This window comes from Pseudomonas putida (genome assembly GCF_003228315.1).
GTDB lineage: Bacteria > Pseudomonadota > Gammaproteobacteria > Pseudomonadales > Pseudomonadaceae > Aquipseudomonas > Aquipseudomonas putida_S.
On record NZ_CP029693.1, the window covers coordinates 3025689 to 3045106 of the forward strand.

The window sequence follows — 19418 nt, forward strand, 5'->3', positions numbered from 1 at the left end:
TGCTTCGGAACAGGCCTGCCAACTGATACGTCCAGGCAGATGCGGCCCGCTCTCCCCGATCCTGGCGCGACAGTCCGTCAACCGCTGCCGCTTACTCCTGCCGATCACAGGTGTTGCTGCAGTTTAGAAACCAGGCTCTAAACCGATCTATTCGACTATAGCTCACCGCCGCGGGTCGGCCAGCTATTGAATGATAACCAGCATCAGAACTGCGTCGGGCGTACCGCTGCGGCACTGCGCATCGGGTAATGCCCCAGGCTCGCCAGGGTTTCCAGGCGGGCACGGGCGCGGTAGGCGTATTCGCTCTGCGGATAGGTGGCGATGATGAACTGGTAGGTCTGGGCGGCATCGATGAACATTTTCTGCCGTTCCAGGCACTGACCGCGCATCATCGACACTTCCGGCCAGACATACGGCCGGGCCCGGCTGTCGCGCTCGACCTTGGACAACTCGAGCATCACCTGCTCGCAATTGCCACGGTCATAGGCACTGTAGGCATTGTTCAAATGATGGTTCATGGCAAACCGGACGCAGCCCGTGGCACCGAACAGGGCAAGGGCGGCAATGAGTACGAATCGCATGGGGAATCTCCTGTCTTGAACGCTTTATCGACCCGTGGACGGAAATCTTCAGGCGCCAAGGCATAAAGTTGTGCCTCTCAATTGCAGAGTTCAATAAAGAAAGAAAAAACAAAGCTCTTCGAAAAAAGTAGTGCATACGAACAATGACTACACCTGCGGAGCATAGTAGCCTCACTCAGCGCTTGAACTCAGGAGTCTTTGCATGTCCGTCCGTCGTACCAAAATCGTCGCCACCCTTGGCCCGGCCAGTAACTCGCCGGAAGTTCTCGAACAGCTGATTCTGGCTGGCCTGGACGTCGCCCGCCTGAACTTCTCCCACGGCACCCCCGACGAGCACAAGGCTCGCGCGAAGCTGGTGCGTGACCTGGCCGCCAAGCACGGCCGCTTCGTCGCCCTGCTGGGTGACCTGCAAGGCCCGAAAATCCGTATCGCCAAGTTCGCCAACAAGCGCATCGAGCTGAAGATCGGTGACAAGTTCACCTTCTCCACCAGCCATCCGCTGACCGAAGGCAACCAGCAGGTGGTCGGCATCGACTACCCGGATCTGGTCAAGGACTGCGGCGTGGGCGACGAGCTGCTGCTCGACGACGGCCGCGTGGTGATGCGCGTTGAAACCGCCACCGCCACCGAACTGCATTGCGTGGTGACCATCGGCGGCCCGCTGTCCGACCACAAAGGCATCAACCGTCGTGGTGGCGGCCTGACCGCTCCGGCCCTGACCGAAAAAGACAAGGCCGACATCAAGCTCGCCGCGGAAATGGACCTGGACTATCTGGCCGTGTCCTTCCCACGCGACGCCGCCGACATGCAATACGCCCGTCAACTGCGCGACGAAGCCGGCGGTACCGCCTGGCTGGTGGCGAAGATCGAACGCGCCGAAGCCGTGGCCGACGACGAAACCCTCGATGACCTGATCCAGGCCTCCGACGCGGTGATGGTGGCCCGTGGCGACCTCGGCGTGGAAATCGGCGATGCCGAACTGGTGGGCATCCAGAAGAAGATCATTCTGCACGCACGTCGCCACAACAAGGCGGTGATCGTGGCGACCCAGATGATGGAGTCGATGATCCAGAACCCGATGCCGACCCGTGCCGAAGTGTCCGACGTGGCCAACGCCGTGCTCGACTACACCGACGCCGTGATGCTCTCGGCCGAGTCCGCCGCCGGCGCCTACCCGCTCGAAGCCGTACAGGCCATGGCCCGTATCTGCATCGGCGCGGAAAAGCACCCGACCAGCAAGACCTCCAGCCACCGCATCGGCAAGACCTTCGAGCGTTGCGACGAAAGCATCGCCCTGGCCACCATGTACACGGCCAACCACTTCCCGGGCGTGAAGGCGATCATCGCGTTGACCGAAAGCGGCTACACCCCGCTGATCATGTCGCGCATCCGCTCCTCGGTGCCGATCTACGCGTTCACCCCGCACCGCGAAGCCCAGGCTCGCGCGGCAATGTTCCGTGGCGTGTACACCATCCCGTTCGATCCGGCCTCGCTGGCACCGAACGAAGTCAGCCAGAAAGCCATTGACGAGCTGGTCAAGCGCGGCGTGGTGGAGAAAGGCGACTGGGTCATCCTGACCAAGGGCGACAGCTACCACACTACCGGTGGCACCAACGGCATGAAGATCCTGCACGTTGGCGATCCGCAGGTCTGAGTGACCGGCTGCTGAAAGACAAAAGCCCCGCCATGTGAATGGCGGGGCTTTTTGTTTTCGGAGCCTGAAGATGTGTTGTCTGTTCTGGCCCCATCGCGGGCAAGCCTTGCTCCTACAGGATCTCCACCGTCCGTAGGAGCAAGGCTTGCCCGCGATGAGGCCAGAACAGCCAATAAAAAACTCAATGCCTGTTGATAAACCCGGACAACGCCGCCATCGCCTCCGGCGAGCGCAACCTTTGGGTGAACAACGCCCCCTCTTCTTCTATTACCTTTCTCAGCAACTCCCGATCCGGCGCCTTCATCAATTGCTTGCTGATCCGCACCGCCTCCGGTGGCAACGACTCGAAGCGCAGCGCCATCTCCCGCGCCCTGGCCAATGTCTCTTCGCCACTGCCCAAGGCTTCGGACGCAATGCCCCAGACGGCCGCCTGCTCACCATTGAAACCTTCGCCCAGCAGCAACAACTCCGCCGCTTTCGCCTGCCCAAGCAAACGCGGCAGGATCAAACTGGAGCCGAATTCCGGGCACAGGCCCAGGTTGACGAACGGCATGCGCAAGCGCGCATCACGGCTGACGTACACCAGGTCGCAATGCAGCAACAGCGTCGTACCGATACCCACCGCCGCACCGGCCACCGCGGCGATCACCGGTTTGCGGCATTCGAGCAGGTTGAGCATGAAATGAAACACCGGGCTGTCGAGGTTGCTCGGCGGTTGCTGGACGAAGTCAGCGATATCGTTGCCGGCGGTGAAGCACTCACTGGACCCTGTGATCAATACGGCATTGATTTCTGGGTCGCTGTCGGCCCGCTTCAGCGCCTCGGCCAATTGGCTGTACATGGCTCGGGTCAGGGCGTTTTTCTTTTCCGGGCGATTGAGGCGCAGGGTCAGCAGGCCGCGTTCGCGTTCGATCAGGATAGCGTCGGTCATGGCAGGTCTCGCGTCTGAAAATCAGCGCTCAACCACGGGGCAGGAACACATCGGCCAGCAGTTGATTGCGCGGCAATCCCGCCAGATACAGGCGTCGGGCAAAGGCGTCGACACTGTCGGGGGCTCCGCAGAGTAAGGCCAGGGTTTGCCGGGAAACAAGCCGCAGTTGCGCCAAAGCCGCTGGCAACTCGGCCGCGGTCCACAGCTCGATATTCAGGTTCGCGCGGCTGGCCGCCATGGCCTGCAAGGGCTTGGCCAGGTAATGCTGGCTGGCATCATGGGCCAGGTGAATGACGCGGATCGTGCCCTGGTGATCCTGGCGCAACGCTTCGCGCAGTACACCGAACAACGGCCCCAGCCCGGTACCGGACGCCATCAGCCACAAGGGGCGGGTGTGCCAGTCGGGATCGTAATGCAGGGCGCCACCGCGCAACTCGCCCAGACGGATCGGGTCGCCGATCTTCAGTTGGCGTGCCGCGTCGCTGAACTCCCCGGGCAGACGGCAATCGAGGTGGAACTCCAGAAACCGGTCGTCTTCCGGCAGGCTGGCGAGGGAATACGGCCTTGCCACATTCCCCGCCCACAGCACCAGATGCTGGCCGGCGCTGTAGCGCAATGGGCGCTGCGGAGTCAGGCGCAGCCGCAAAACGCTGTCGCTCAACCAATCGACCGCAGCGACCTCGGCCGGGCGGCCATCCCGAAGCGGGTCGAAGGTGTGCACCTGCAAGTCCTCGACCACCTGGCACTGACACGCCAGTCGCCAGCCCTGCTGCCGTTGCTCCGCGCTCAAGGCATCGGGCCGGCTGTCGCTCGGCAGTCCCTGCACACACTGCACCAGACATGCATGGCAACTGCCGGCGCGACAGCTATAGGGCACTGCCACGCCATTGTGATTCAGCGCATCGAGCAGATTGCTGCCCGCTGCCACCGACCACTGGCGTTCACCAACCCGCAGCTCAGGCATCGACGTTTTCCCACGCTGCGGCACAACGGTTGCGCCCGTCACGCTTGGCGCGATACAGCGCCTGATCGGCCCGCTGCAAGGCATCGTCGAGATCGTCCCCCGGCGCCAGCAACGTCATGCCCGCGGACAGGCTGAGGTTACGCACGCTCAGGCCGATCAACTCGACATCGGTAAACGCAATGCGCAGGCGCTCGCAGCAGGAGGTCAGGCTGTCCGCATCGCAATCGGGCAACAGCACCACGAATTCCTCGCCGCCATAACGGGCCAGTACATCACCGTCGCGCAAGCAAGCAGTGGCGACGCCGGCGAAGGCTTGCAGCACCTGATCGCCGGCGGCGTGCCCGTGCATGTCATTGATACGTTTGAAATGGTCAAGGTCGATCAGCGCCAGACCGTGCACCACATCGGGATCCATCATATTGAGTTCTCGGGAGGCCAGGCGCAGGAAATGCCGGCGGTTGAACAGCCCGGTCAATTCGTCGGTGGCCACCAGGTCTTCCAGTTGGCGCATCATGCCGCGCAAAGTGTCCTGGTGTGCCTGCAACGCAAAGCGCCGCTGGCGCATGCGATGGCGCGAGGCCTGGACATAACCGGCATAGAGCACCAGCCAGACCAGCACGATCAGCAGCACGCACACCTGCAACGCCGCCAGGGCCGGGTCGGGTAACCGCATGTGGTAGCCCTCCCACAGCGTGATCGCGCTGAAACTGAAGAACACCAGCAAGGCGCAGCGCAAGAATGATCGACGGGACAGGTGGAACAGCCCGAACAACAGGATCAGGACATAAAAAACCAGGAAGGCCCCGCGCGCATTGTCCAGGTGGGCAATCAGCCAGGTTTGCCAGCCCAGGCCCAATATCACCTGGGCTTCGGTCAGGCTGGGGTCGGAAAACCGCAGATTGGCGCCGGAATAAAACAGCGCGAACAGCGCCGCCTGGCTGATGACCACCAGCGAGCTGCCAATGGCCATGCCCGCCAGCGAGTCTTCATAGTGGCCGGTAAAAAACGCCAGCCACACCAACAGCAATGCCAGCGCATAGGTGCCAGCCGCTAGGGCAAAACGTTTGATCAGCAGGCGTTGAATGGCGTTATGGGTCAATCGTTGACTCACCGAATGAAAGGAGGCTGGTAGAGCGTCTCTACTCTACAGACCGTATGTCACTTTAGTGGCGTGGCCGATAAATGACCATCCAATTTTCAGGGACGAAGACCTGGCGTCAAACTCACTGTCCGATATGCGACCAACGATTGACTACCGGCGCGTGTGCCCTTGAGCGAGGCGCGTTATACTGCCGCGCCTTTTTAGCGTCGCGCCAGCATGCCCGGCGTGCCTTGAAAGGTGCTTGCAACCGACCGATGCACCCAAGCTGCAAGCACCTTATTGAATGTTCCCGTCTTTTAGAGGAGCGCGACTCATGACCGTGATCAAGCAAGACGACCTGATTCAGAGCGTTGCCGACGCCCTGCAGTTCATTTCCTACTACCACCCCGTGGATTTCATCCAGGCGATGCACGAGGCCTACCTGCGCGAAGAATCGCCGGCAGCCCGTGATTCCATGGCGCAAATCCTGATCAACTCGCGCATGTGCGCCACCGGCCACCGTCCGATCTGCCAGGACACCGGCATCGTGACCGTGTTCGTCCGCGTGGGCATGGACGTGCGTTGGGATGGCGCCACCATGAGCCTGGACGACATGATCAACGAAGGCGTTCGTCGCGCCTACAACCTGCCGGAAAACGTCCTGCGCGCTTCGATCCTCGCCGACCCGGCGGGCGCTCGCAAGAACACCAAGGACAACACCCCTGCCGTTATCCACTACTCCATCGTTCCGGGTAACACCGTGGAAGTGGACGTGGCGGCCAAGGGCGGCGGTTCCGAGAACAAGTCGAAAATGGCCATGCTCAACCCGTCCGACTCGATCGTCGACTGGGTGCTCAAGACCGTTCCGACCATGGGTGCCGGCTGGTGCCCACCGGGCATGCTGGGTATCGGCATCGGCGGCACCGCCGAGAAAGCCGCGGTGATGGCCAAGGAAGTGTTGATGGAGTCCATCGACATTCACGAGCTGAAAGCCCGTGGCCCACAGAACCGCATCGAAGAGATGCGCCTGGAGCTGTTCGAGAAGGTCAACCAGCTGGGCATCGGCGCCCAGGGCCTCGGTGGCCTGACCACCGTGCTCGACGTGAAGATCATGGACTACCCGACCCACGCCGCGTCCCTGCCGGTGTGCATGATCCCGAACTGCGCCGCCACCCGTCACGCGCACTTCGTGCTTGACGGTTCCGGCCCGGCCTCGCTGGAAGCGCCACCTTTGGACGCCTACCCGGAAATCGTCTGGGAAGCCGGCCCGTCGGCCCGTCGCGTCAACCTCGACACCCTGACCCCGGAAGAAGTGCAGAGCTGGAAGCCGGGCGAAACCATCCTGCTCAACGGCAAGATGCTCACCGGTCGCGACGCTGCGCACAAGCGCATGGTCGAGATGCTGAACAAGGGTGAATCCCTGCCGGTGGACCTCAAGGGTCGCTTCATCTACTACGTCGGCCCGGTTGATCCGGTGCGCGAAGAAGTGGTTGGCCCAGCAGGTCCTACCACCGCCACGCGGATGGACAAGTTCACCCGTCAGATCCTCGAGCAAACCGGCCTGTTGGGCATGATCGGCAAATCCGAACGCGGCCCGACCGCGATCGACGCGATCAAGGACCACAAGGCCGTTTACCTGATGGCAGTGGGCGGCGCGGCTTACCTGGTGGCGCAAGCGATCAAGAAGTCCAGCGTCGTAGCCTTCGCCGAGCTGGGTATGGAAGCGATCTACGAGTTCGAGGTCAAAGACATGCCAGTGACCGTTGCGGTCGACAGCAAGGGCGAGTCGGTACACATCACCGGTCCTGCCATCTGGCAGCAAAAGATCAGTGAAAGCCTGGCGGTCGAAGTGCAGTAAGCGCTTCGATTGACCGAAAAAGGCGACAGGGCTTGGCCCCTGTCGCCTTTTTTATTGCCTGCCCATATCCCCTGTAGGAGCGAGCCTGCTCGCGATGGTCGCATGAACGACTCGGGCTGCCAGATGCCCCGCGTTATCGTTGACGTCCATCGCGAGCAGGCTCGCTCCTACAAGGGCCCGGCAGCCCATGTTATGGTGCGCCCCCTCCGTACCACCGTGTGTAATGCCTGCATGTTCCTGTCATCCCGCCCCCTGCGCCTGACGCTCTATACCCTGGTCATCATCGCCGGCGCCGTCATCGCCGCCACTCTGGCGATGCGCCATGCCGTGCGCCAATCCATGGTCGAAGACGCAGCCCGCGCCAATCAGCAATTGGGGCTTTATGCCACCTCCCTGCACACCCTGATCGAACGCTACCGCGCCCTGCCCTCGGTGCTGGCGCTGGACCCGCAATTGCGCGACGCGCTCAAGGGACCGGTCAGCCCCACGCAACAGGACGTACTGAACCGCAAGCTGGAACAAATCAACGGCGCCGCCGAATCCTCGACCCTGGAATTGCTGGACCGCACCGGTCTTGCCGTCGCCGCAAGCAACTGGCGACTGCCCAGCAGTTATGTTGGCCACAACTATGGCTTCCGCCCTTACTTCAACCAGACCCGCACCCAGGGCACCGGGCGCTTTTATGCTGTGGGGGTGACCAGCGGCATTCCGGGTTACTTCCTGTCCAGCGCCGTGACCAACGACGACGGGCAGTTTCTCGGCGCCATGGTGGTCAAGCTGGAATTTCCGGAACTGGAACGGGAGTGGAGCCAGGGCAGCGATACCTTGCTGGTCAGCGATGCCCGCGGGATCGTGTTCATCGCCAACCAACCGGGCTGGCGCTATCGCCTGCTAAAGCCGTTGAACGACCACGATCACGCCGAACTCAAGGCCACCCGTCAATACGACAAGCAACCGCTGACCCCTCTGGACTATCACTCGCTGCGACGCTTCGATGACAACAGCGAGCTGGCCCGTGTGCAAGGTCCGGACGGTCAGGCGGATTATCTGTGGGAATCCCTGCCGCTGGCTGCCGAAGGCTGGACTTTGCACCTGCTGCGCCGCCCGCAGGTGGCGTTCGAAGACAGTCGCAACGCCGCGCTCGCCGCTGCCGGGCTGTGGCTGACACTGGTGTTTCTGCTGCTGTTCCTCAACCAGCGCTGGCGCCTGGCGAAAATGCGCCAGCGCAGCCGCGAGGAGCTTGAGCAACTGGTGGAAGAACGCACCCGCGACCTGCGTACAGCCCAGGAAGGACTGGTGCAATCGGCCAAGCTGGCCGCCCTCGGGCAGATGTCGGCCGCCCTGGCTCATGAAATCAATCAGCCGCTGACCGCGCAGCGCATGCAGTTGGCCACCCTGCGCCTGCTGCTCGACCACGGTCGGGTCGATGAAGCCTACGCAGCCCTCAAGCCCGTCGACGAGATGCTCACCCGTATGGCCGCCCTCACCGGCCACCTGAAAACCTTCGCCCGCAAGAGCCCCAGCGGCTTGCGCGAGCGTTTGGACCTGGCGGCGGTGGTGGATCAGGCGCTGCAACTGCTCGATACGCGGTTGCGCGATGAGCAGGTCAGTACCGTGCTGCACCTGACACGCCCGGCCTGGGTGCGCGGCGATGCGATTCGTCTGGAGCAAGTGCTGATCAACCTGCTGCGCAATGCCCTGGACGCCATGCGCGACAAAACCTGCAAGCGCCTGGAAATCCGTCTCGAAGCCATCGAACAGACCTGGCGATTGAGCGTCATCGACAATGGCAGCGGCATCGCCGAAGAAAACCTGCCGAAAGTGTTCGACCCGTTTTTCACCACCAAGCCTGTGGGCGATGGCCTGGGTATCGGCCTGGCGGTGTCTTTCGCTATCGTGCATGAATCGGGCGGACGCCTGACCGCCGATAATCATGCCAACGGCGCGGTGTTTGCCCTGACCCTGCCCATCGATCTGGAGGCCCACGGTTCATGCTGAATTCTGTGATGGTGGTCGACGACGAAAGCAGCATCCGCAGTGCCGTCGAGCAATGGCTGAGCCTGTCGGGTTTCGAGGTGCAGTTGTTCAGCCGCGCCGATGAGTGCCTGGCGCAACTGCCCAGGCATTTTGCCGGGGTGATTCTCAGCGATGTGCGCATGCCCGGCATGACCGGCCTGGAACTGCTGGCCGAAGTGCAGCGCCGCGATGCCGACCTGCCGGTGATCCTGCTGACCGGTCACGGTGATGTGCCGATGGCGGTCGATGCCATGCGCGATGGCGCCTACGATTTTCTGGAAAAACCCTTCACCCCCGAAACCCTGCTCGGCAGCCTGCGCCGCGCCTTGGACAAGCGCCGTCTGGTCCTGGAAAACCGCGCCTTGCACGAGCAGGCCGACAACCGCGTCAAGCTCGATGCGACGCTGCTCGGGGTTTCGCGCAGCTTGCAGACGTTGCGCGGGCAAGTGCTGGACCTGGCGGCACTGCCGGTCAACGTATTGATCCGCGGCGAAACCGGCAGCGGCAAAGAACTGGTTGCCCGCTGCCTGCACGACTTCGGACCCCGTGCCGACAAACCCTTTGTCGCCTTGAACTGCGCGGCCATCCCCGAGCAACTGTTCGAGGCCGAGCTGTTCGGCCATGAAAGCGGTGCCTTCACCGGCGCCCAGGGCAAGCGCATCGGCAAACTCGAATATGCCGACGGCGGCACTTTGTTTCTCGATGAGATCGAAAGCATGCCTCTGGCGCAGCAGGTGAAACTGCTGCGGGTGTTGCAGGAGCAGAAGCTGGAGCGCCTGGGGTCGAACCAGAGTATTCGCGTGGATTTGCGGATCATCGCTGCGACCAAGCCGGACCTGCTCGACGAAGCGCGAGCCGGGCGTTTTCGCGAGGACCTGGCCTATCGCCTGAACGTCGCCGAACTGCGCCTGCCACCGTTGCGCGACCGCCGCGAAGACATTCCCCTGTTGTACGAGGCTTTCGCCCGACAGGCCGCCGAACGCCTGGGCCGCAGTTTTTCGCCCTTGAGCGGGCCGCAGTTGAGCTACCTGCTGAGCCACGACTGGCCGGGCAACGTGCGCGAACTGGCGAACGCGGCCGAACGTCAGGTCCTGGGGCTGGGCGAGCCGCTGCCGGCGGGCATCGAGCCCGGGCAATCATTGGCCGCACAGCAGGAAGCCTTTGAAGCGCAATGCCTGCGCGCGGCGCTGAGCCGGCACAAGGGGGACGTCAAGGCGGTGCTGGAAGAACTGCAACTGCCGCGTCGTACCTTCAATGAAAAGATGCAGCGGCATGGGCTTGCCAGAGAGATGTTCCTTCCCTAAGGCTGATTTTTTTGGTGTTTGATCTGACCTCATCGCGAGCAGGCTCGCTCCCACAGTAGATCGGTGAACGCCTTGCCATTGTGGGAGCGAGCCTGCTCGCGATGGGGTCGGCACATACAACAAAACTATCTGGAAGAATGAGCGATTTTCCGCTCACACCCAATTACATATAAGCGGATTTCCGCTCACCAAAACTGGTCAACCCCTCTAAACCGGCCCTCTCCCCCTTGGCACAGCTCCTGCTATAGCCCCTTCAGGCGGCGTTCAAGCGCGCTCCACAAAAACAACTAAACGAAGGATCCTTCAATGGATAACTCCAATACCCTGCCCCTTGGGTCGGCTGCCGTGCCGACCAAAGAAAGAACCACTGCCAATCGCATCAAATCGATCTTCAGCGGTTCTGTCGGCAACATGGTCGAGTGGTATGACTGGTACGTCTATGCCGCCTTCTCCCTGTACTTCGCCAAGACCTTTTTCCCTGCCGGCTCCTCCACCGCACAGCTGATGAACACCGCTGCGATCTTTGCCGTGGGCTTTTTGATGCGGCCGATCGGTGGCTGGCTCATGGGCCTGTACGCCGACAAGGTCGGGCGCAAAAAGGCGCTGATGGCTTCGGTCTATCTGATGTGCTTCGGCTCGCTGCTGATCGCCCTGAGCCCGAGCTATGAAGTCATCGGCATTTTCGCGCCGATCCTGCTGGTGTTCGCCCGTCTGCTGCAGGGCCTCTCGGTTGGCGGCGAATACGGTACCTCCGCCACTTACCTCAGCGAGATGGCCACCAAGGAACGTCGTGGCTTCTACTCCAGCTTCCAGTACGTGACCCTGATTTCCGGCCAGCTCATCGCGCTGGCGGTGCTGATCGTCCTGCAGCAAACCCTGACCACCGAACAGCTGTATGCCTGGGGCTGGCGCATTCCGTTCGCCATCGGCGCGCTGTGTGCCGTGGTCGCGCTCTATCTGCGTCGCGGCATGGAAGAAACCGAGTCGTTCGTGAAAAAAGAGAAGGCCAAGGAAAGCGCGATGCGCACCTTGCTGCGCCATCCGAAAGAACTGCTGACCGTGGTCGGCCTGACCATGGGCGGTACGCTGGCGTTCTACACCTACACCACATACATGCAGAAATACCTGGTGAACACCGTCGGCATGAGCATTTCCGACTCCACCACCATTTCCGCGGCCACGCTGTTCCTGTTCATGTGCCTGCAACCGATCATCGGCGGGCTGTCGGACAAGATCGGTCGTCGTCCGATCCTGATCGCCTTCGGCGTACTGGGCACGATTTTCACCGTACCGATCCTGATGACCCTGCACACCATCCAGACCTGGTGGGGTGCGTTCTTCCTGATCATGGCGGCGCTGATCATCGTCAGCGGCTACACCTCGATCAACGCGGTGGTCAAAGCCGAACTGTTCCCGACCGAAATCCGCGCCCTGGGCGTCGGCCTGCCGTATGCACTGACCGTATCGATCTTCGGCGGCACCGCTGAATACATCGCCCTGTGGTTCAAGAGCATCGGCATGGAAAGCGGCTACTACTGGTACGTGACGGGGTGCATCGCCATTTCGTTGCTGGTGTACGTCACCATGAAGGACACCCAGAAGCATTCGCGGATTGTTACTGACTAATAGCCACAATTGATGGTGGCTGTACTGGCCTCATCGCGGGCAAGCCTTGCTCCTACGGATTTTTGTCGTTCGCCAAACTTGCGAACGACACACCACTGTAGGAGCAAAGCTTGCTCGCGATGGGTTCACCTCGGTATCAGGACAACTCGGCAACCGGCTGTTTCCCGAAGCGCTTCTGCGCCATCGACGCCCCCACGATCATCACCAGCAGAATCCCCGCCAACACCGCCGACGAACCGATGGTGCCGAAATCCAGGCCACCCTTTTCATGGGGCTTGGTCATCAAGTCGCCCAGGGTCGCACCGAACGGTCGGGTGAGCACGAACGCCACCCAGAAAAGCACCACTGTCGAAATCTTCGTGAAGTATTTGAGCAGCACCACCACCGCGATGGTCGAGCCGATCAACAGCGCGCCGCCGGCGAAGCCAAGGCCGGAATCATCGGCCAGATAATCGCCCAACGCCGTGCCCAGGGTGTTGGAGAACAGAATCGCCATCCAGTAGAACATCTCGCCGCGGAACGTCTGGACCTTGCTCACGTTCAGCGAATCGCCGCTCAGGCGCCAGGCCGCAAAGATGCCCAGCAAAATCGCAATCAGGATCATCGACCCCGTGGCATAGCCCAGTTCGAGGGTGCGGTCCATGAAGTCGGACATGGTGGTACCGGCGGTGCTGGTCGACAGGATCACGATCCAGTACAGCATCGGTTTGTAGGTCTTGGACATCAGTTGCGTGACCAGGGTCAGCACAAACACGCTGATCAGAATCAGCGAGCTGACGGCATAACCGACATTAAGCGTCATCGACAGCAAGTCGCCGGCGGTTTCCCCCAGGGTCGTCGCGCAGATTTTCATCACCCAGAACGCCAGGGTGATTTGAGGAAGTTTATTCATCGAGGTGCAGCTCCAATGGTCAAGACGGCCGTATTTCTTCGTTTTATCCGATGGCGCGCAGACTGGAGAACAGGGGGTGAAAAATGGGTAAGCGGTTTATGAAAATTCTGTCACGCAGGCAAAAGAGCCGATTAATCACGAGTTAATGCTCGCCCTCCATCCTGATCCTGCCTAATCGATTAATTGCCTTGCGCTCATCAGTGTCTGAAAAGCGAAAAAGCTCGACAGCCTTAACATCTAATTAATCGATTGTTTCTAACATTATTTTGCGCTTTTTAATCAGTTTAATTGGCGTAGCATGAAACCCATGCCCAAGACACAAAACGCCAACGAATCTGGAGAATGAAAATGAAAACCAAACTGTTCCTTGCGATTGCCCTGTCCGTACTGGCCGCCAACACCTTCGCCGCCGACGGTTTCGACCGCACCGGTTCTGCTGTCGCAGCAGACGGCTACGACCGCACTGGCTCCGCTACCGTTGCCGCTGATGGCTACGATCGCACTGGCGGTGCCACCGTTGCCGCCGATGGCTACGATCGCACTGGTGGCGCTACCGTCGCCGCCGACGGCTACGACCGCACTGGTGGCGCTACCGTCGCCGCCGATGGCTACGATCGCACTGGTGGCGCATCCATCAGCTGATTCACCCCGGTGACACCAAAGCCCGGCCTCGGCCGGGCTTGGTCATTTCTGGAGCACGCGATTCCCTGTAGGAGCAAAGCTTGCTCGCGATGAGGCCGGCACATCCAGCATCACTGGTGGCTGATACACCGTCATCGCGAGCAAGCTTTGCTCCTACAGAAATTCATTGGCTGGAAAAATGTCGTCGCTCCTTGCACCATGACCGCCTCATGAAAAGCGCCAGGATTGCCCCCATGCCCGACGACATCCACTTCTACGAACCCGCCAACGGCCACGGCCTGCCGCACGATCCGTTCAATGCGATCGTCGGCCCGCGTCCCATTGGCTGGATCTCCTCGCAGGATGCCGAGGGCCGCCTGAACCTGGCGCCCTACAGTTTCTTCAACGCCTTCAACTACATTCCGCCGATCATTGGTTTTTCCAGCATCGGGCGCAAAGACAGCCTGAACAACATCGAACAGACCGGCGAATTCGCCTGGAACCTGGCGACCCGGCCTTTGGCCGAGCAGATGAACCAGAGCTGCGCCAACGTGGGTCCGGAAGTCGACGAGTTCGAGCTGTCGGGACTGACCCCGGTGGCCTCGAAAATCATCTCGGTGCCACGGGTGGCCGAAACCCCGGTGTCCTTCGAGTGCAAGGTCACGCAGATCATTCAGTTGCAGCGCGCGGACGGGAACGTGGTGCCGAGCTGGCTGATTCTCGGCGAGGTGGTCGCCGTGCATATCGCCAAATGGCTGTTGAAGGACGGGGTCTACGACACCGCCGCGGCAGAACCGATTCTGCGCGGCGGCGGGCCGGCGGATTACTTTCAGCTGGGGCCTGAGGCGTTATTCAAGATGTATCGCCCGGGGGCGAAGAAGTAGTTACCAGATCAGCTCGGCGTCATCGTCGACACCCTTGAGGCGTTCCAGCTCCTGGATGGCGGCCTCATCGGCGGCGATGGCCCCCGGGAAAACCTGACCCTCCAACAGCTTGTGGAAGCGTGGCGCACCACCACCGACCAGTGCCTTGACGGCAATCGCCGCGTGATAGCCCTTGTTGCCCCCCAACTCGACGGGAACGACAGCGGAAACCGCTTCGAAGTGTTCAAACTCTTTACGTGCCATGTCACACATCCTGGCTCAGTCAAAATAAGCCGGACATTAAACCCTCAACCGGCCAGTTTGTGTACCGCCGCACCGGACTGACGCAAGGCCTGCGCCTCCGAAACCTCCTTGAAAGTATGGAAATCCAGGCTGTTGACCACCAGGTCCTGCACCAGCTCGGCAAACACCTCCATGGCCGGGGTGCTGAAATAGGCGGTCATGGCCTTTTGATTGACCCAGAAACCGGACACCAGCCACAGGTCCGGATCACCCTGGGAATGCTGCAAGGCAAAACTCAGGCAACCCGCTGCCGCGCGGGACGGTTCGATCAGTGCGCTCAGGCGCACACCCAGCTCTTGCGAACGCCCGGCGCGTGCGCGGACAAAAGCCATATGACTGACGGGGATCTGCTTCGACATGTTCCATCCTCCCGGGGAGTTGCGTGGCAGCCTGGGACGGGCTGCGACAGGATCCAAGGTTAAGGGGCGCGGTGCCTGCCTCGTTAGTCGATTCCTGCCGCTACGTTGCACAATCCTGCGAACGTGTCGGGGTAGCCTGTAAAAATGTGTAAAACACCGTCACGAGTTCGTCACATGGGTTTTGTGTAGGTGCTGCCGAAGGCTGCGATCTTTTGATCTTCAAAAGAAGCCATCCCGTGCAGGATCAGGCAAGCATTTGACAGGATGTGTCTACCGCTCAAGCTTGCACAATCTTATGCTCTGCCTCATTCCACCGCCCTTGCCGAGGATGCCGCGCATGACGTCATTCGATCGTTTTCAACTCCCTTCTGATGCCGACATGGAAAAGCAGCGCGCGGAACTGGCGGCGATCATCCGGCGCAACACCGCCGAAGATGGCAGTTATGCCACTGCCGTCGATTCACTGTTCATGTCGCGCCACAGCCAGAACCACGAGTTCGCCCCAGTGCTCGCGCAACCGGCGCTGTGCATCATGGCCCAGGGGCGCAAGGAAGTGCGGCTGGCGGACGAGTACTTCAATTACGACCCGCTCAATTACCTGGTGGTGTCGGTGTCGATGCCGCTCAGCGGGCGCGTGGTCAATGTGACGGCCGAAGAGCCGATTCTGGCCGTGCGCCTGGACATCGACCCGGCGGAAATCACCGCGCTGATCGCCGATGCCGGCCCCATGGGCGTGCCTGCCCGGCCCACCGGTCGCGGGTTGTATGTGGAGCACCTGGACAGCGCGATGCTCGACGCGGTGCTGCGCCTGGCGCGACTGCTCGATGCCCCGAAAGACATCGCCATGCTCGCGCCGCTGATTCGCCGGGAAATCCTCTATCGACTGCTGCGCAGCCCCCAGGGCCATCGGCTGTATGAAATCGCCATCGCCAACAGCCAGAGCCATCGCATCAGCCAGGCGATCAAATGGCTCAACGGCAACTTTGAGCAGCCGTTGCGCATCGATGATCTGGCCAAAGAAGTGAACCTGAGCGTGTCGACCCTGCACCACCGCTTCAAGGCGATGACGGCGATGAGTCCGTTGCAATATCAGAAGCAGTTGCGCCTGCAGGAAGCCCGGCGGCTGATGCTGGCCGAAGGGCTGGAAGCTTCGGCGGCGGGGTATCGGGTGGGCTACGAAAGCCCTTCGCAATTCAGCCGGGAGTACAGCCGGCTGTTCGGCGCGCCGCCGTTGCGGGATTTGGCGCGGTTGCGGTTGTCGGTCTAGCTGATTTTTATGTCGTTTGTGAGGCCCTCATCGCGAGCAGGCTCGCTCCTACAATGGATCGGCGTACACCGTCCCAATGTAGGAGCGAGCCTGCTCGCGATGAGGCCAGCAAGAGCAGCGCCTATTTCGGATCAGGCACCAAGAACGCGGCAAGCCTCCGCCGGCAAGGTCACCGACACCGGATGCCCAACCCGCAACCCCACATCCTGATTCGGCGTGCTCAGCGCCGTGAACGTCACCCCGGAACACTCCACCGTGGTCTCGATGGTCGCGCCGATGTCCCGCACGAACGTCACCTTGCCCAGCAGCCGATTACCCGCCGAGGCCTGTGCCGGCGACAGTTGCAGGTCTTCCGGACGAATCAGCATCTTCACCTTCTCACCGACCACGATGCTGCTGCAGATTGGCACTTGCAGCGCGTCGCCACCGGGCAGGCTGACCTTGCCATCGCCCAGCGCCGTGGCCGGGAAGATGTTGCCGGAGCCGATGAAGTCGGCCACGAATTCGTTGGCCGGATGCCGATAGATCTCGATCGGCGTGCCCACCTGTTGCACCCGATGTTCACCCAGCACGACCACGATATCGGCCATGGTCATGGCCTCGCGCTGATCGTGGGTGACCATGATGGTGGTGATGTTCAGGCGTTGTTGCAGCTGGCGGATTTCCACTTGCATCGATTCGCGCAGTTTGGCGTCCAGCGCCGACAGCGGTTCATCGAGCAACAGGATTTTCGGGTGGTTGGCAATCGCCCGGGCGATTGCCACGCGCTGGCGTTGACCACCGGACAGCTTGGCCACCGGGCGATCGATCATCGGCTTGAGCTGAATCAGCTCCAGCAACTCCACCACCCGCGCCTGCTGGTCAGCCTTGCTGACCCCGCGCAGCTTCAGCGGATAAGCGATGTTCTCCCCCACGGTCATGTGCGGGAACAGCGCCAGGGACTGGAACACCATGCCGAAATTGCGCAGATGCGCAGGCGTATGGCCAATGTCCTCACCGTCCAGGCGAATCTCGCCGCCGGTCAGGGACTCAAGCCCCGCGATCATGCGCAGCAGAGTGGTCTTGCCACACCCCGAAGGGCCGAGGAAACACACCAGCTTGCCCTCGGGCAAATGCAGGTTCACATCCTTTACCGCGCAGGCCGAGCCGTAGTGTTTCTCGACGTTTTCCAGAATCAGACCAGACATAAATCACCTCAAGAAATCAGAACGAAACGCCGCCTTCACCGACCAACTTTTCCAGCGCCCAAATGAGCACGAAGTCGATCAGCACGATCAGCACGGCAAACGAGAATACGGTGGGGTCGAGCGAAGACACGGTGCGGCTGTACATCCAGATCGGCACGGTCATCACGTCGATGGTGTAGAGGAAATAGGTCACGGTGAATTCGTTGAACGAAACGATGAATGCCAGCAGCATGCCCGCCAGAATCCCCGACTTCATCAACGGCACCACCACGTCGACAATCGCCCGCAGTGGCGAGGCGCCGAGCATTTGCGCGGCTTCTTCCACTTCGCTGCCAATGGAAAGCATGGCCGCCGTGCAGTTCTTCACCACGAATGGCAACGCGAGGATCACGTGGGCAATCACCAGCCGCGAGGTGGTCATGTGGAACGGCAGGCTGTCGAACACCAGCAGCAAGGCCAGGCCCAGTACCACCATCGGGAACACCAGTGGCAGCGACATCAGTTGCAGCGCCACGGCCTTGCCACGGAACTCGCAACGAGTCAGCGCATAGGCCGCCGGCACCGCGATCAGCGTGGCGAAAATCATGGTCAGGCACGACACCATCAGGCTGGTGGTCATGGCCTGGCCGAGACTCAGCACATCGCTGGCGTCCGGCGAAACGAAGGTGTGCCAGGCAGCCTTGTACCACTGCAGGCTGTAGCTGCTGGGCGGGAAGTCGAGGTTCGACGAACCGCTGAACGACATGACGATCATCGTCAGGATCGGCAGTACCGCCAGCAGCAGGATGAAACCCGAGAGGGTCCCGGCGAACTTGCCGGTCTCACCTGGCAGCAGTGACTGGCGCTTTTTGATCAGGGTACTCATTGCGAAGCCTCCAGCATGCGCCGACGACGGCCAGTGATGTATTCGGACAGCGTCATGATCGCCAGGGTGGTGACGATCAGCACCACGCCGGCGGCGGACGCGGCGGGCCAGTTCATCAGCGGGGCGATCTGGTCATGCACCATCACCGCCAGCATCGGCACGCGACGGCCACCGAGCAGCAACGGCACCACGAAACTGCTGGCGTTGTAGGCGAACACCAAAGTCGCGCCGGTAATGATTCCCGGCAGACTCATGGGCAACACCACCTGACGGAACACCTGGAAGCGACTGGCGCCGAGGGTGGCGGCGGCTTCTTCGTAGCTGCGGGCAACGCCACGCATGGCGCTGGCAATCGGCAGCACGGCCAGCGGGAAAGCGGTCTGTACCAGGCCCATCAACACGCCGTTCTGGTTGTACAGCAGCATGATCGGACGCTTGATCAGGCCCAGGCCCATCAGCGTCTGGTTGAGCATTCCGCCCGGTCCCAGAATCACCAGCCAGCCATAGCTCTGCAGCAGCAGGTTGACCAGCAACGGCAATAGCACCGCGGCGAGGAATATGCGTCGCACAAAGGGCGAGGTCAGGCGCGACATGGTGTAGGCCACCGGGATCGCCAGCACCACGGCAATCACTGCACTGATCAGCGCCAGGCGCAGGGTCAGAATCAGGGATTTGAGGTAATAGGGTTCCAGCAGTTGGGCATAGCTGGCCAGGCTGAACCCGGACCATTCCGCGCCCTTGGTGCCCACGCTCATGCGCAGAACCAGCAGGCTGGCGGCGATCAGCACGCCCAGAAACAGCATCGACGGCGTGAGGAAAAACCAGGCACGGGCCGTCGGCGAAATACCGCGATCGGCGCGCACGGGGGCGGCACTCACCGGATGGGTCAGAGGTTGGTGTTCCATAGCAAGGGTCTCGTCAATGGAAAGCAGCTGACAAACACAAATCTTGCGGGCACATCGCCCCCTTGTAGGAGCGAGCCTGCTCGCGATAGCGATGTATCAGTCGACATCATCGGTGGATGTCAGGCCGCAATCGCGAGCAGG

General features: G+C 61.4%; 18 protein-coding genes. 8 read left to right on the plus strand and 10 right to left on the minus strand.

Translation table 11 applies throughout. The annotated features are described in order from the left end of the window. Positions 1-203 precede the first annotated feature (203 nt). Complete coding sequence (locus tag DKY63_RS14045) at positions 204-581, minus strand: tetratricopeptide repeat protein (protein WP_110964648.1); 378 nt, start codon at positions 579-581, stop codon at positions 204-206. A 202-nt stretch (positions 582-783) separates the two neighbouring features. On the opposite strand from DKY63_RS14045, the gene pyk reads away from it, so the two are divergent. Continuing rightward, complete coding sequence (gene pyk / locus DKY63_RS14050) at positions 784-2235, plus strand: pyruvate kinase (protein WP_110964649.1); 1452 nt, start codon at positions 784-786, stop codon at positions 2233-2235. A gap of 181 nt (positions 2236-2416) precedes the next feature. Here pyk and DKY63_RS14055 read toward each other — a convergent pair whose 3' ends face one another. The 3 genes from DKY63_RS14055 to DKY63_RS14065 are packed head-to-tail and all read right to left on the minus strand — an operon-like array spanning position 2417 to position 5229. Further along, entirely contained in the window at positions 2417-3166 is a 750-nt protein-coding gene (locus DKY63_RS14055; protein WP_110964650.1) for an enoyl-CoA hydratase-related protein, read from the minus strand. A gap of 28 nt (positions 3167-3194) precedes the next feature. Further along, a complete protein-coding gene (locus DKY63_RS14060) occupies positions 3195-4130 on the minus strand; it encodes an iron-sulfur-binding ferredoxin reductase (protein ID WP_110964651.1) in 936 nt (311 codons plus the stop codon). Continuing rightward, positions 4123-5229, minus strand: a complete 1107-nt coding sequence (locus DKY63_RS14065) for a GGDEF domain-containing protein (protein ID WP_110964652.1) — start codon at positions 5227-5229, stop codon at positions 4123-4125. Before DKY63_RS14065 ends, DKY63_RS14060 begins: the two co-directional genes overlap by 8 nt. A 316-nt stretch (positions 5230-5545) precedes the next feature. Here DKY63_RS14065 and DKY63_RS14070 point away from each other — a divergent pair, with 316 nt between their 5' ends. From DKY63_RS14070 to DKY63_RS14085, 4 genes are all read left to right on the plus strand, one after another. Next, positions 5546-7069 carry a fumarate hydratase gene (locus tag DKY63_RS14070; protein ID WP_110964653.1) on the plus strand — a complete coding sequence of 508 codons (1524 nt, stop codon included), beginning with the start codon at positions 5546-5548 and terminating at the stop codon, positions 7067-7069. Between the two features lie 231 nt (positions 7070-7300). Beyond that, positions 7301-9067 (plus strand): ATP-binding protein, encoded by a 1767-nt coding sequence (locus tag DKY63_RS14075; protein ID WP_110964654.1) that lies wholly within the window; start codon positions 7301-7303, stop codon positions 9065-9067. Further along, positions 9061-10389, plus strand: coding sequence for a sigma-54-dependent transcriptional regulator (locus DKY63_RS14080; RefSeq protein WP_110964655.1), 1329 nt, complete (start codon positions 9061-9063; stop codon positions 10387-10389). The genes DKY63_RS14075 and DKY63_RS14080 overlap by 7 nt, the downstream gene beginning before the upstream one ends. A gap of 306 nt (positions 10390-10695) precedes the next feature. After that, on the plus strand, positions 10696-12015 hold the full coding sequence (locus tag DKY63_RS14085; protein ID WP_110964656.1) for an MFS transporter: 1320 nt from the start codon (positions 10696-10698) through the stop codon (positions 12013-12015). Positions 12016-12151: 136 nt separating this feature from the next. Here DKY63_RS14085 and DKY63_RS14090 read toward each other — a convergent pair whose 3' ends face one another. Next, positions 12152-12907, minus strand: coding sequence for a COG4705 family protein (locus tag DKY63_RS14090; protein WP_110964657.1), 756 nt, complete (start codon positions 12905-12907; stop codon positions 12152-12154). 348 nt (positions 12908-13255) lie between these two features. Here DKY63_RS14090 and DKY63_RS14095 point away from each other — a divergent pair, with 348 nt between their 5' ends. Together DKY63_RS14095 and DKY63_RS14100 are read left to right on the plus strand one after the other, a co-directional pair. Next, positions 13256-13549, plus strand: coding sequence for a hypothetical protein (locus tag DKY63_RS14095; RefSeq protein ID WP_110964658.1), 294 nt, complete (start codon positions 13256-13258; stop codon positions 13547-13549). Between the two features lie 233 nt (positions 13550-13782). Further along, positions 13783-14412 carry a flavin reductase family protein gene (locus DKY63_RS14100; protein ID WP_110964659.1) on the plus strand — a complete coding sequence of 210 codons (630 nt, stop codon included), beginning with the start codon at positions 13783-13785 and terminating at the stop codon, positions 14410-14412. Here the strand turns inward: DKY63_RS14100 and DKY63_RS14105 are convergent, their stop codons facing one another. Together DKY63_RS14105 and DKY63_RS14110 are read right to left on the minus strand one after the other, a co-directional pair. Beyond that, a complete protein-coding gene (locus DKY63_RS14105) occupies positions 14413-14655 on the minus strand; it encodes a hypothetical protein (protein ID WP_110964660.1) in 243 nt (80 codons plus the stop codon). Between the two features lie 44 nt (positions 14656-14699). After that, positions 14700-15053, minus strand: a complete 354-nt coding sequence (locus DKY63_RS14110) for a putative quinol monooxygenase (RefSeq protein WP_110964661.1) — start codon at positions 15051-15053, stop codon at positions 14700-14702. A gap of 337 nt (positions 15054-15390) precedes the next feature. Between DKY63_RS14110 and DKY63_RS14115 the strand changes: the two genes are divergently transcribed. After that, complete coding sequence (locus DKY63_RS14115; RefSeq protein WP_110964662.1) at positions 15391-16320, plus strand: AraC family transcriptional regulator; 930 nt, start codon at positions 15391-15393, stop codon at positions 16318-16320. Positions 16321-16451: 131 nt separating this feature from the next. On the opposite strand, the gene DKY63_RS14125 is transcribed toward DKY63_RS14115, so the two are convergent. Genes DKY63_RS14125 through DKY63_RS14135 form a run of 3 tightly spaced genes read right to left on the minus strand, consistent with a single transcriptional unit; the run spans position 16452 to position 19277 of the window. Further along, positions 16452-17507, minus strand: a complete 1056-nt coding sequence (locus tag DKY63_RS14125; protein WP_110964664.1) for an ABC transporter ATP-binding protein — start codon at positions 17505-17507, stop codon at positions 16452-16454. A 16-nt stretch (positions 17508-17523) separates the two neighbouring features. Further along, entirely contained in the window at positions 17524-18372 is an 849-nt protein-coding gene (locus DKY63_RS14130; protein WP_110964665.1) for an ABC transporter permease, read from the minus strand. Beyond that, complete coding sequence (locus tag DKY63_RS14135; protein WP_110964666.1) at positions 18369-19277, minus strand: ABC transporter permease; 909 nt, start codon at positions 19275-19277, stop codon at positions 18369-18371. Before DKY63_RS14135 ends, DKY63_RS14130 begins: the two co-directional genes overlap by 4 nt. Between the last annotated feature and the right edge of the window lie 141 nt (positions 19278-19418).

Excerpts from the sequence above, each read along its gene's own strand:
- DKY63_RS14045 (WP_110964648.1), bottom strand. The coding sequence starts at position 581 with ATGCGATTCGTACTCATTGCCGCCCTTGCCCTGTTCGGTGCCACGGGC.
- pyk (WP_110964649.1), top strand. The coding sequence starts at position 784 with ATGTCCGTCCGTCGTACCAAAATCGTCGCCACCCTTGGCCCGGCCAGT.
- DKY63_RS14055 (WP_110964650.1), bottom strand. The coding sequence starts at position 3,166 with ATGACCGACGCTATCCTGATCGAACGCGAACGCGGCCTGCTGACCCTG.
- DKY63_RS14060 (WP_110964651.1), bottom strand. The coding sequence starts at position 4,130 with ATGCCTGAGCTGCGGGTTGGTGAACGCCAGTGGTCGGTGGCAGCGGGC.
- DKY63_RS14070 (WP_110964653.1), top strand. The coding sequence starts at position 5,546 with ATGACCGTGATCAAGCAAGACGACCTGATTCAGAGCGTTGCCGACGCC.
- DKY63_RS14075 (WP_110964654.1), top strand. The coding sequence starts at position 7,301 with ATGTTCCTGTCATCCCGCCCCCTGCGCCTGACGCTCTATACCCTGGTC.
- DKY63_RS14080 (WP_110964655.1), top strand. The coding sequence starts at position 9,061 with ATGCTGAATTCTGTGATGGTGGTCGACGACGAAAGCAGCATCCGCAGT.
- DKY63_RS14085 (WP_110964656.1), top strand. The coding sequence starts at position 10,696 with ATGGATAACTCCAATACCCTGCCCCTTGGGTCGGCTGCCGTGCCGACC.
- DKY63_RS14090 (WP_110964657.1), bottom strand. The coding sequence starts at position 12,907 with ATGAATAAACTTCCTCAAATCACCCTGGCGTTCTGGGTGATGAAAATC.
- DKY63_RS14095 (WP_110964658.1), top strand. The coding sequence starts at position 13,256 with ATGAAAACCAAACTGTTCCTTGCGATTGCCCTGTCCGTACTGGCCGCC.
- DKY63_RS14100 (WP_110964659.1), top strand. The coding sequence starts at position 13,783 with ATGCCCGACGACATCCACTTCTACGAACCCGCCAACGGCCACGGCCTG.
- DKY63_RS14105 (WP_110964660.1), bottom strand. The coding sequence starts at position 14,655 with ATGGCACGTAAAGAGTTTGAACACTTCGAAGCGGTTTCCGCTGTCGTT.
- DKY63_RS14110 (WP_110964661.1), bottom strand. The coding sequence starts at position 15,053 with ATGTCGAAGCAGATCCCCGTCAGTCATATGGCTTTTGTCCGCGCACGC.
- DKY63_RS14115 (WP_110964662.1), top strand. The coding sequence starts at position 15,391 with ATGACGTCATTCGATCGTTTTCAACTCCCTTCTGATGCCGACATGGAA.
- DKY63_RS14125 (WP_110964664.1), bottom strand. The coding sequence starts at position 17,507 with ATGTCTGGTCTGATTCTGGAAAACGTCGAGAAACACTACGGCTCGGCC.
- DKY63_RS14130 (WP_110964665.1), bottom strand. The coding sequence starts at position 18,372 with ATGAGTACCCTGATCAAAAAGCGCCAGTCACTGCTGCCAGGTGAGACC.
- DKY63_RS14135 (WP_110964666.1), bottom strand. The coding sequence starts at position 19,277 with ATGGAACACCAACCTCTGACCCATCCGGTGAGTGCCGCCCCCGTGCGC.